At 65.4% G+C, this 11,520-nt stretch carries 9 protein-coding genes; 7 read left to right on the top strand and 2 right to left on the bottom strand.

From position 1 onward, the window contains the following. Positions 1 to 355 precede the first annotated feature (355 nt). Positions 356 to 1,432 (top strand): hypothetical protein, encoded by a 1,077-nt coding sequence (locus N7590_RS20685; RefSeq protein WP_164242432.1) that lies wholly within the window; start codon positions 356 to 358, stop codon positions 1,430 to 1,432. A 3-nt stretch (positions 1,433 to 1,435) separates the two neighbouring features. Here N7590_RS20685 and N7590_RS20680 read toward each other — a convergent pair whose 3' ends face one another. Next, positions 1,436 to 1,681: a hypothetical protein gene (locus N7590_RS20680; protein ID WP_164242431.1), complete on the bottom strand. Its 246-nt coding sequence runs from the start codon at positions 1,679 to 1,681 to the stop codon at positions 1,436 to 1,438. Between the two features lie 165 nt (positions 1,682 to 1,846). Here N7590_RS20680 and N7590_RS20675 point away from each other — a divergent pair, with 165 nt between their 5' ends. The 6 genes from N7590_RS20675 (at position 1,847) to N7590_RS20650 (ending at position 10,722) form a co-directional block, all read left to right on the top strand. Next, entirely contained in the window at positions 1,847 to 2,356 is a 510-nt protein-coding gene (locus N7590_RS20675) for a CS1 type fimbrial major subunit (protein ID WP_053510003.1), read from the top strand. A 53-nt stretch (positions 2,357 to 2,409) separates the two neighbouring features. Beyond that, positions 2,410 to 5,142, top strand: coding sequence for a TcfC E-set like domain-containing protein (locus tag N7590_RS20670; protein ID WP_164242430.1), 2,733 nt, complete (start codon positions 2,410 to 2,412; stop codon positions 5,140 to 5,142). Further along, positions 5,139 to 6,278, top strand: coding sequence for a CfaE/CblD family pilus tip adhesin (locus N7590_RS20665; RefSeq protein WP_053510007.1), 1,140 nt, complete (start codon positions 5,139 to 5,141; stop codon positions 6,276 to 6,278). Before N7590_RS20670 ends, N7590_RS20665 begins: the two co-directional genes overlap by 4 nt. 20 nt (positions 6,279 to 6,298) lie before the next feature. After that, complete coding sequence (locus N7590_RS20660; protein WP_053510009.1) at positions 6,299 to 7,006, top strand: pilus assembly protein; 708 nt, start codon at positions 6,299 to 6,301, stop codon at positions 7,004 to 7,006. A 68-nt stretch (positions 7,007 to 7,074) separates the two neighbouring features. Next, positions 7,075 to 9,906 carry an ESPR-type extended signal peptide-containing protein gene (locus tag N7590_RS20655; RefSeq protein WP_164242429.1) on the top strand — a complete coding sequence of 944 codons (2,832 nt, stop codon included), beginning with the start codon at positions 7,075 to 7,077 and terminating at the stop codon, positions 9,904 to 9,906. Positions 9,907 to 9,975: 69 nt separating this feature from the next. Continuing rightward, a complete protein-coding gene (locus N7590_RS20650; RefSeq protein ID WP_053510011.1) occupies positions 9,976 to 10,722 on the top strand; it encodes a hypothetical protein in 747 nt (248 codons plus the stop codon). Between the two features lie 104 nt (positions 10,723 to 10,826). On the opposite strand, the gene N7590_RS20645 is transcribed toward N7590_RS20650, so the two are convergent. Next, positions 10,827 to 11,471 (bottom strand): hypothetical protein, encoded by a 645-nt coding sequence (locus tag N7590_RS20645; protein ID WP_043034094.1) that lies wholly within the window; start codon positions 11,469 to 11,471, stop codon positions 10,827 to 10,829. Between the last annotated feature and the right edge of the window lie 49 nt (positions 11,472 to 11,520).

Genomic DNA, 11,520 nt, shown 5'->3' with positions numbered 1-11,520 from the left:
CTCCGGGCTGCCGCCTGACACGGCTTCATGGCGTCCGTTTTCAGGGAGCCAGATCAGATCTACTGGCGCCCCCCGCTTCGGTAGGTGCCAACCTTGGTTGGCACGCATCCCGCGCAAACCATCCACGCATGGCGTGGATCTACTGGCGCCCCCGATTTGGTAGGTGCCAACCTTGGTTGGCACGCATCCCGCGGAAACCCTCCACGCATCGCGTGGATCTACCGAGCTCAACGGGCGTTGAACCACCACCGCGCCAAGACCGCGTGATTCAAGGGTCTCATCCGCTTCACAACGGCTCGCGCAGCCTCAGGACGCCATCTGCATTCGCAGCCCTTGAAATGGAGCGTCCATCCCGATGAGTACCCGATTTGATCCACCCGAGCGCGGACCGCTCGGCCCCGACGTTGCCACCGTCGTCACCGCCCCCATCGTTCCGCCCGCCAGCGAAAGCGCGGTGTCCTGGGGCGCGATCTTTGCCGGTGCCGTCGCCGCCGCCGCACTGTCCCTCATCCTGCTGATCCTTGGTGTCGGTCTCGGCCTGTCATCGGTGTCGCCGTGGTCGTTTGAAGGTGTCAGCAAGGAAACCTTCGGCTGGTCCAGCATCGCCTGGCTCACCTTCACCGCGCTGGCCGCCTCGGGCCTGGGTGGCTACCTGGCCGGTCGCCTGCGTACCAAGTGGACGCTGATCCACAGCGATGAAACCTACTTCCGCGACACCGCGCATGGCTTCGTGTCGTGGGCGGTGGCCACGCTGCTCACCGCCGGCCTGCTGACCTCGGCCATCGGTGGCGTGCTGGGAGCGGGCGCCAAGGTCGCCGGTGCCACGGCAGGTGCAGCCGCGTCGACGGCAGGCGTTGTCACGGCAGCAGCAGGTACCGCCGCTGCAGGCAATGCGCAGGAAGGCGACCTCAACTACTGGGTCGATTCGCTGTTCCGCAGCGCGCCTCGCCCGGCCCCGGGCGCACCGGAGGCAGGCACGCCGCCGGCACCGGGCGCGATGAACGACCCGGCAGCACCGCCGCCGCCGGCCGCACCGAACGCGGGTCCGCGTCCGGCCGGCATGACGCCGCCGCCGCGCCCGATGGCGGGTGGCCCTGGTGGCGATCGTCGCGAGATGCGTGCGGAAGTAAACCGCATCATCGTCAACAGCCTGCAGGGCGATGGCCTGGACCCGGCCGATACCCAGTACCTGTCGCAGCTGATTGCCCGCGAAACCGGCATGAGTGAAGCCGAAGCGCAGGCCCGCGTGACCGACGTGCAGACACGCATGCGTGCAGCGCTGGAGAAGGCCAAGACCACGGCCAAGCAGGCCGCCGACGATGCACGCAAGGCAACTGCGTACGCCGCACTGTGGCTGTTCATCACCCTGCTGATCGGCGCCTTCTTCGCCAGCCTCAGCGCCACCTGGGGCGGCCGTCGCCGCGACCTGTAATTCCTATTGCTTCAGGAGAACGGATATGAAGATGTTGCTGCTATGGCTGCTGGGCGTTCCGATCCCGCTGCTGATCCTGTACGCGATCTTCTTCTGATGATTGCGTAGCGCGTGAACTCTCAGGCCGCCGAAAGGCGGCCTGAGCCATTCTGGATTGAGCGTTTCATGGTGTTTGCGCGGAGCAATGGGAAATGTTGCAAAAACTGGTTGAGAGATATTGAGTAATTCGCAAACCTTGAGCGACTTCAAGAATTCTCATCAAGGTTCAGCGTTTTAGGAATGCTTGAATGGTTTGTGGGGCAATGGATTCCTAACATTCTCTCCGTCGCCCGCAACCACCTCCGCGGGCGGCGCTTCCCTCCTCTTTCAGGGGAGGGGAGCTTTCACGTTCCCTGTCCGAGAGAGACACGCCCCATGAACGCCATCATCAAGAAAGCCGCGCTCGCTGCAGCGCTGGCTACCGTTTCACTGTCTGCGCACGCCGTTGAAACCCGCATCAGCGTCTACGCCAACGTCGATGCCACGCTCGCCTTCCAGAAGGAAGACGGGTCCGCGCTGCCGGACTCGGTGCAGCTGGATTATCTGCCTGGCATCGGCCTGCGCCCGTGGAAGGAAAACACCCGTATCTTCTCCAACGATGAAAGCAAGGACATCGAAGTGAAGCTGGGCAGCGATCTTGAGCTGCGGCCCACTCTTGGCAATCCGGGCGCAAGGCCGGTGCCGATGTCCGTGATCCTCAACGGCATGACGCTGACCACGGCCGCTCAGGATCTGAAAGCAACCGACATTTTCGATGGCGCCGTCCAGGGCCGTTCGATCATGTTGCCGCTGAGTCTTGAGCAGACGACCCAGGGCGAAATCGTCGCTGGTGATTACGACGGCATGGCCGTCATCGTCATGGCCCAGAAGGCCACCAGCCCCTAAGCAACCCCGCCGGCCCGTCAGCACGGGCCGGCCTTTCAACGCGATTTCCCCGAATGAATTCTCCCGCACCCGCCGTGACCCGGCTGGCGCTGGCGCTCGCTCTGGCGTTGGCGCCAGCGCTGGCCCACGCCCGCAGCGTCCCCGCTGGCTTTGAAGATCTGGTGGAAGGCCAGACCGAGCAGCTGGACGTCAGCCTGTTCGGCCAATCGGCGGGGCTGTCGCCGGTGCGGGTGACGCTGGATGAGGTGCAGCTGCTGGAGCCGCAGCGCGTGGCCCAGGCCTTGGGCCTTTCCACCGAGGCGCAGGCCGCATTGCTGCCGGCGCTGTCGAAGCCGATGCCCCGCAACAGCCATCTGGCCTGCCGTTTTGGCGGCGCTGCGGCCGGCTGCGGCTACATGGCGCCGCCGGAAGATCCCGCGTCTGTGCACGCACTGTATGACGAAGGCGAAGGCGTGCTGCGCGTGTTCATCGCCCAGCAGTGGATCCCCGGGCAGACACCGGATGCGCATCGTTTCCATAACGTCACCGCCAACGCAGAGAACGCCTGGCTGCACCGGCAGACCGTCAACATCAGCGGCGGCCGCGATTATCAATCTTTGAGTGCGCAGGGCGCGGGCACGCTGGGCCTGTTCAAGCACGGGCACGTAGCAGGTGAGTGGAACTACAACCGTCAGCACTACCGCCGCAGCGGCAGCCGCGACGATTTCCAGCTGGACAGCGCGTATTACCGCCACGACCTCGGCCAGGAGCACTACCTGCAGATCGGCCTGATGGACCGGCGCAACCTGTCCAGCACCCAGGGTGGCACCTTTGCGTTCGGAATGCTGCCGCTGGACCGCTTCCGTGGTGTGCGTGCCGGCACCACGTACGCCTATGTGGACGCTGACGGAGCGATGCAGGCCTCGCCGCTCACCGTGCTGCTGGCACGCGATGCGCGCGTGGATGCCTTCGAGGGCGAGCGGCTGCTGCAGACCTTCTATCTGCAGGCCGGCGTCAATCAGCTGGATACCCGCAGTTTCCCGATGGGCAGCTACAGCGTCACCCTGCGCATCTACGAAGACGGCGTGCTGGTGCGCAGTGAGGATGCACCGTTCGACAAGGGCGGTGACTGGACCGATACGCGCCTGCAGTGGTTCGTGCAGGGCGGGCAGCGCGACGAGCGCCGCAGCCGCAGCGGTGACGGCGAGCGCGTGCTGCAGGCAGGTGTCCGCTTTCCACTGGCGCGCGACCTGGCGCTGACCGCAGGCGTGGCCGACATCGCCGGTTTCAGCTATGGCGAACTACGCCTGGACGTGCGCCGCCAGTTCGCGACCCAGGATCTGCGCGGCGCCTTCAGCGTGCTGCGTGGCAGTGATGGCAGCAGCGGCCAGCAGCATCAACTGTCGTACCGCCGGCGTGCCTCGTGGAATCTGTACCAGCAACGCATGCGCGGCAATGCCTGCGGCTTCCAGGATGACAGCCGGGACCGCCTGGGCTGCAGCGACTCGCTCAGTGGCTCGATGTCGCTGCCGTTGGCGGGCGGCAGTGCCTACGTGGGCTATACGCGCCGCCAGACCTGGCGCCCGGCACAGGCGTTGCCTGGCTTTGACGAGGATCCCCTGGAGGGCCTGCTGCCATGGCTGCCGCCGGATCCGCTGCGCCCGCGCCGCGAAGCCCAGCGCAGCCGCACCTGGCAGGCCAGCTACAGCCGTACCGACCGCTGGGGCGAGTTCAGCGTGTCCAGCCGTGCCGGCGTATGGCAGCAGCACAACCACGGCAACACCAACACGCCCTCCAGCCGCGACAGGGGCGTGTTTATCAGCTTCAGCCTGAGCCGCCTGCAGAACGGCGAGCGTGGCAGCTCGCAGCGCCGCTACGCCGTGGACGCGCGCCAACCCGAACACCAGCGGCCGGACGTGACCTACAGCGTGGCGCAGAGCCTGCGGCAGGAGGTGGATGCCACCTACCGCGAAGCCAATGCCGAACTGCGCGCCACCAACAATGAACGTTACAGCGCGACCGTGGGCGGCCAGCTGCAGAACCCCTGGGGCCAGACCGGCATCACCGTCGGCGGCTATCGCCAGCCGGGACGCAGCGAGTTTTCCTACAGCGCCAACCATGCCTCCAGCTTCGCGCTGAGCCGTCGCGGTTTCTACTGGGGCGGCGGGGCCACCGCCGATGCGGGCCTGGCCGTGCAGGTGGATGACACCGACGATTTCGACCTGCGTGGCGTGGCTGCCGAACTGCAGGTGGGGGGGGCGCGCCGCCAGCGCCTGAACCTGGGCGAGCGCCGCTTGATGCCGCTGCAGGCCTACCAGTCGCACTATGCCGACCTGCAGGATGCCAGCACGGTGGATGGCATCGCCTCGGTGCGGGTGAGCGGCGTATCCGGCATGCGCCCGCTGTTCCTGCCGCCGGGTCGGCTGGTTCGCATGCCGGTGCCGATCGAGGTGACCTACACCTTCGTCGGCAGTGCCCGCGATGTCGCCGGCCTGCCACTGGGCGGCGCACGCATTCTCAACGCACCGGTTGCCGGCACCAGCGCCAACGGCGGCTTCGTGGCCGATTTCCCGCGCAGGGAAAAGACCCTCTACCTGCTGCAGGACGACCGCCTGCTGCAGTGCCCGCTGCAGGTGCGCGAACGCCGCAGCGTGGTGCTGCTAGTGGGCGCGGTGCAGTGCGAGCCGCTTGCGGTGGCGCAGCTGCCGGCGGAGATCCGCCAGCAGGCACGGGTGACCCGGCTGCTGCAGGAGCAGGCCTTGATCGCGGTTGTACCGCAGACCGCTGCTACAGGAGGAACGCCATGAAACGGCGTGTGGTGTTTATGTGGATGCTGGTAAGTGCGTTGGCTGTGGTGGTGCCTCGGGCCCTTGCTCAGCGACCGCCGCAGATGGATCCACCGTCGGGTGTGATCACCCAGGATGTGGTGATGCCCTGGGATCGATCGGCGATACCGGCAGAGATCCAGGTGTGGCCGCGGCAGACGCTGATTGCGCATGACCATCTTGATCCATCGAAGCAGTACGGAGCGTTGTTTCTGACCTGTGTGTCTGCAAGTGATCCGGCGACGGGGCGATGTGCGGTGGAGGATACGCACTCGACGGCGACGCGTGTATTGAGCAAAGTCTCCACGTCGTTTATTGAGCAGCGAAGCGGCCATCGGTCAGATATTGACATCTCTGTGGGTGTTCAGCGTGTCGATCAAAGCGGTGCCTGCTCAGCTGGCTACTGGGCAGATATCCAGACGAGCTCTTCATCTGCAGGGATTCCATGCTTCGGCATACCACCGGTTGGTACGGGGGGAGTCCTGCTTATAAGTCAGCAAAACCTGCAGCGACTTACTGCTGGGCACTGGAAAGGCAGGCTCGAACTCCGCCTTCGCCGCCCGCCCGCAGAGTACCTGGCCACTTACGTCTTCAACTTTGACTTTACGGTCACCGATTACGACGCCGTCTCGATCTACCTGCCAGCCTTCGAATACGGCAACGCCCACGTCAATCTGGATCTGCGCTACGACCCGGTCGCCAGGATGATCGGCGGACGCAAGGACGTCGATATGTGCCTGTACGACGGCGTCGGCTCCAGCAGCGAGTACCTGGGCGTTACCGTGCGCGACGCCGGTCCGCGCCCGCCCGGCGGTGATGGCTTCTCGGTCTGGCATCCGGATGCCGCCGGTGACGAGAGCGAGCGCGTGGACTTCGATGTGCTGCTCGACTACGCCGGCAACAGGCGGCGCATGCGCAACGGTGTGGAGGAGCAACTGAACGGCGTCGACAGCACCGCACTGCGCCTGGTCAAGCTGCCCAAGCTCGACCAGCCGGTGTACTGCGTGCCCGCGCCGTTGACTCTGCTCACGCCGCGGTTCCCTTCCAGCAGCAAGCGACAGGGCGTCTATACCGGCGAACTGAAGGTTGAACTGCGCGTGCCCTCGGCCCGCCCCTGATCTCTTCCAAGGAATCTCCCATGAAAAAGATTGTCCTCTCCCTCCTGCCGTTGGTTCTGCTGGTTGCACTACCGGCCCAGGCCAACCTGACCATCCATCCCATGCGCACTTCGATCGAGGGCAAGCGGAGTGCGCAGATCCGCGTGTACTCGCAGTCCACCCAGCCGCAGTACGTGCAGGTTGCGCTGCGGCGCATCGACAACCCGGCAAGTGAGAACGAGCGGGAGGTGGTGGTGGAGCCACACGAGGCCGCCATCAGCATCACCCCCGGCAAGTTTGCGCTGTCAGGCGGTGGCAATCGCCTGATCCGCCTGATCCCTCTGCAGAGCGTGGAAAAAGAAACCGCCTACCGCATCTATTTTGAGGGCGTGCGCGGCCCGGAAGAGATCGAGCATGAAGGTGAGGGCGAGTCACAGGCGAACGTGGGTGTCAGCCTGGTCTGGGGGGCCTTGGTCAACGTGGTGCCGACAGAAGGCGAAGTCGCGCTTCGCCTCCAAGGCAACAGCCTCCACAACACCGGCACGCTGCGCGTTGGTATCACCAGCGTGGCTGAGTGCAGCAGTGCCGGTGCCTGCACCGCGCACGATGTCTCCCACAGCCTGTACCCGGATGCCGCGCTGGAACTTCCTTTCCAGCCCAAGCCTGGCAGCACCTTGCAGCTGCGCTATCGCCTCACCCGCGACGGCTACCGCGAGCACGTGCAGACCGTCACCACCTCGGCAGGCTGAGTCCACTCCCATTCCCAGCCGGCGCATCGGCGCGGGCTGATCCTTCCCTCAGTTGTTAAGGAGTTTCAATGAATCGTATCTATCGACGTATATGGAATGCCGCCCGGCAATGTTGGGTGGTGGCCAGTGAGCTGTCGGCACCGCGAGGAAAGCGATCACAACTTCGTGGTCTTGCGGGCGCGCCTTCACTGGCCACATGCGCGTTGCTTCTAGCCGCCACTGAGGCGATTGCCGCACCGGTACCGTCCCATTGTTCCACACTTGAAGATTATGCGCTGTCTGTAGGCGTGGGCGTAAATCTGTGTATCGATGACACCACACGTGGTCCTGCGCACGGCGATAGTGGCGGCAGGAGATTGGTTGGGCAGCTGCTTACGATGGATCGCAACGTTGCGCAGGCTGCTACGGCGCAGAGTATCGCAAGCGTTCAGCACGCAGCTTCCGCCGCTTCCACCGGTCTGGAAGATTCAATCGTGCAGTTGGGGCGCTATGCCAAGGCGGAGAAGGAGAATGCCGTGGCTATCGGCAACTATGCGAGGGCCAGTCTCGGTGGGGTGGCAGTGGGGCGGAACGCAGTTTCCAGCGGTGATCGCTCGCTGTCCATTGGTGAGAATTCATCGTCTGCGGGGCTCTTTGGTACTGCCGTGGGCAACAGAGCTGATGCTTCCGCTCTCGGTAGCGTGGCGGTGGGGTACAACGCCGTGGCGGTGGGGACGTTCTCAGTGTCGTTGGGCGATGGCACGCGCGCGGAGAAGCGCGGATCCATGGCCTTCGGTCATGGCGCTCAGTCCATTCACGAAGGATCCATTGCGCTGGGCGAGAACGCGAGCACCTTCGACATCGATCAGGTTTCGTTTGGCGATTCGTCACGCACGCGAAAGCTGGTCAACGTCAAGGCTGGCTTGGTGGCCTCGGATAGTTCCGAGGCAGTTACGGGCGCGCAGCTTTTTGCTACCGATCAGGTGGCGCATGATGCGAACGACGCAGCGCAGCTTGCCAACGTGGCAGCGAGTGACGCGCTAGTGAAAGCTGACGTGGCCCTGGGTAAGACCAGCGTCATGGAGGGCTTGATCCGTCAGGACGCGGTTGGCGGAAGCGTGCGTCTGGGCGCTGAGAACACCGGGGCCGTGCTGGATCTGCGTAACAAGTCCAATGCGAACCGGAAGATCACCGGGCTCGCGGCCGGTGCGGTTGGCAGCAGCAGCGCCGAGGCCGTGACCGGTGCCCAGCTGTATTCGACCGACCAGACCGCGCGAAGTGCTGACACGTCCGCAAAGGCTGCAGTCGTGTCTGCCAACTCCGCACTTGGCAAGGTCACCGAGCTTCAGGGGCTGGTGATGCAGGTGTCGCCGACGGGCGCCGTTCGTTTGGGTGCCGAGAATGCCGGTGCCACGCTCGACGTGAAGAACAAGAGTGCAGGCAAGCGGACGATCACTGGTGTCGCAGACGGTGCAGTGATCAACGGCAGCAGTGATGCCGTTACCGGCAACCAACTCAATGCGACCAACGGGCGGGTGACCGCCGCGCAGCAGGACATCGCTGCTGCTGCAGGCCGCCTATCGGCGATTGAGCAGGCAAGCCGATACGTTGCGGTAGGCACGCCCGTGGATGACGAGAAGGCGCAGGCCGGCCGGCTTGGCATAGCGATGGGGGATTCGGCATTCGCAGCGCCCACAAAAGATGGCGCCGTTGCGCTTGGCAGCTACTCGCGTGCGGAGGGTGAAGATTCAGTAGCCTTGGGGCGCGCTGCATGGGTGCAGGAAAGTGCACGCAGAGGCTTTGCGCTGGGCTCCCGTTCGGTGGTCGAGGAGGCCGATGGCCTGGCGTTGGGGGCGGGCAGCTCTGTCACGAAGGGTTCTGTGAATGCTGTCGCCATCGGTGCTGGATCCGTAGCGAAGGAAAGCAGCACAGTATCCTTCGGCGATGATGTCCTGCAGCGCCGCCTCACCAATCTTGCCCGCGGCACCGCCGACCACAACGCCACCACCGTCGGCCAGTTGAACGGCAGCCTCGCCACGCTCGGCGGTGGTGCCAAGCTGGACGCCAACGGCAACGTGACGGCTCCCACCTACAGAGTCCAGAACACCGACCAGCGCACCGTAGGCAGCGCCCTGACCGTCCTCGACAATGCCGTCCTCCGCACCACCTCCCGCGTCGACGGCATGGAAGGTCAGCTCCACTCCATCTTCCAGGACACCTCCACTGCCCGTGCCGATGGCTTCAACCAGCTCACCCTCGCCGGTGCGCAGGGCATGGTCATTTCCAACGTGGCCAACGGCCTGATTGCCGCGGGCAGCCGCGAAGCGGTCAACGGTGGCCAGCTGCACGCGGTGCAGCAGCAGCTCAATGGCCGTATAGACGGGCTGGAACAGCGTGTTGAAGGTAATGGCCTGGCGCCGCAGTCGCGTGCCATGGCGCTGGCATCCACTGAGCAGGAGGCAGCGGCACCGACGCCGCCTGCCATGCAGGACGACAAGGTCGTCGCCGATACCGGCAGCGCACCGAAGTCCGCGCCCGCGCCGCAGCCCAAGGCCGATGCGCCCGAGTCACCCAAGCCGCAGGTCGACACCGCCGAGCTGGAAAAGATGCTGGCCCGCGCCAACGACTACAGCGATGGCATCGCCCGCGAAGTGGATGCGCGCTTGAACAAGATGGACAAGCGCTTCAACCGCATGGCGGCGATGAGCAGCGCGCAGACCGCGATGGCGATGAACACCGCCGGCCTGGCCACTTACAACCGCCTCGGTGCGGGCGTGGGCTATGCGGAGGGCGAATCGGCGATGGCGGTGGGTTACCAGCGCGTGTTGAACGACAAGGGTTCGGCCACCTTCAGCCTCAATGGTGCGTTCACCAACAGTGGTGAGCGCAGCATGGGCGTGGGTGTGGGCATCGGCTGGTAAGCCATGCAGCCCCGGCGTGGTGCGCGTAGCGAGCCCTGCCGCGCCGGGGCGCTTGCCGAGGAGAAGGCGATGTACGGATGGGTGCGCCAGTTCATCAACTATCGCAGCTTCTACCTGTGGCGTGCGCGCTATCGGTACTACACACGGAATGTGGACGGCTGGATGCTGTCCAGCGCGCTGTGCCTGGCGTGCATGGCGATGGTACTGTGGTACTACTGGCGGGTGGCGAGCGTGCCGCCCCCACGCGTGCATCCCGAAGCGGCGGCGCTGCGCGTGGAAAACATCACCCATGAGGCCATCCGCCGCATCGTGCAGGTACGGCACGGTGGCAGCGTGCCTGGCGAGATGTTCAACACGCCCGAAGAGGTCCGCGCCGGCACGCTGCGCACGCTGCAGGTGCGGCAGCTGCTGGACAGTGCGGACGCGTGGCAACTGAAGGCCCACCTGCTGGCTGACATGGCCGACTACATCACCGCGACCGGAAGCTGCTTCCCCTACGAGTGCTGGCGAGTGACCCATCGCCTGGAACTGCTGCGTGCGGCGCAGGTGGAGAATACGGCGATCAACGAGGCGCTGGCGTCTGTGCTGGCCGAGCCGTTGGACATGATGCCGAACCTCGATGGCGGTGAGCGCATGCGCGTGCAGAGCGCCTGGTCCGATACATTTGGCGATGCCTACAACCAGACCTGGTTGCTGGGGGATCTGCAGGCCATGCACGCACGGATGATGCTGGAGTACCCGCAACGTGCGGGCGCACCGTGGCTGGCGCGCTTGCTGACCGGGGATGCGGAAGAGCCGCACCTTTACCCTCTGTAGCGTCGAGCCATGCCCGGCTGCTTTTCGGTCAGGCACCCGGATACTCGAAGTAGAGTGCGGACCGACGGTCCGCACCCACCACAGCCCGCCAGAGGTTGTACCCCTTATCCGCCGATGTAGGCGGTGATCTCAGCCTCGGCCAGCAGCTGCCGCAGCTGGGCCACCGAGGCACGCCGCATCGGCTTCTCATCCACCGGCGACAGCGGTGCCTGGCGCAGGGCGTCATAGGGCAGCACCGCCAGGTCGAAGGTCAGCTCTTCGGCACTGAACACCCAGACTGGTACGTCGAGGCTGCGCTCGCGGTCCATGCGCAGCCGGCGCGTGCGCGATTCGGCGGGAATGCCGTGCTCGTCCAGGAAGCGGTGCACGGCCTCCGGGTCGTCGCTGTGCAGGTGCAGCTGCACGGGGCTGTTGGCGTCGGCGGTGCCCTCCAGCACCGGGCCGGCCAGGCGCGGCGCGAAGCCGTGCAGGAACTCCAGGGCGCGCATCGCGGCTTCGCGGCGGCGCTGCAGTTCGTTGCCATGCTGCGGCCCTGAGAACAGCCGCTGGTACTCGCGCAGGGCGTCCTCGATCTCGGTGTTGCGGGGCAGGGAGGCATCGTCGTGGATGCCGAGGCGGCTGGCGGCCTTCAACTTGGCCTGGTGGTAGTCGCGGATGCCGCCTTCGGCCATCAGGCGGGCGGCTTCGTGGGCGAGGCGGTGGCGCCGCTCGCGGGTCTGGCTGGCAGCATGCTGGCGCGCGCGATGCATGCGATGACTCCTGTTGCGACCTGGCTACAGACTAGCGCACGGATGTGAC

This window comes from Stenotrophomonas sp. GD04024 (assembly GCF_029837545.1).
GTDB classification, from domain to species: Bacteria; Pseudomonadota; Gammaproteobacteria; order Xanthomonadales; family Xanthomonadaceae; genus Stenotrophomonas; species Stenotrophomonas forensis.
The sequence above is the reverse complement of the archived record's forward strand: the minus strand, read 5'-3'. Positions and strand labels throughout refer to the sequence as shown.

Coding starts and splice junctions, on each gene's coding strand:
- N7590_RS20650 (WP_053510011.1), top strand. CDS start 9,976: ATGTACGGATGGGTGCGCCAGTTCATCAACTATCGCAGCTTCTACCTG.
- N7590_RS20660 (WP_053510009.1), top strand. CDS start 6,299: ATGAAAAAGATTGTCCTCTCCCTCCTGCCGTTGGTTCTGCTGGTTGCA.
- N7590_RS20655 (WP_164242429.1), top strand. CDS start 7,075: ATGAATCGTATCTATCGACGTATATGGAATGCCGCCCGGCAATGTTGG.
- N7590_RS20665 (WP_053510007.1), top strand. CDS start 5,139: ATGAAACGGCGTGTGGTGTTTATGTGGATGCTGGTAAGTGCGTTGGCT.
- N7590_RS20685 (WP_164242432.1), top strand. CDS start 356: ATGAGTACCCGATTTGATCCACCCGAGCGCGGACCGCTCGGCCCCGAC.
- N7590_RS20675 (WP_053510003.1), top strand. CDS start 1,847: ATGAACGCCATCATCAAGAAAGCCGCGCTCGCTGCAGCGCTGGCTACC.
- N7590_RS20645 (WP_043034094.1), bottom strand. CDS start 11,471: ATGCATCGCGCGCGCCAGCATGCTGCCAGCCAGACCCGCGAGCGGCGC.
- N7590_RS20670 (WP_164242430.1), top strand. CDS start 2,410: ATGAATTCTCCCGCACCCGCCGTGACCCGGCTGGCGCTGGCGCTCGCT.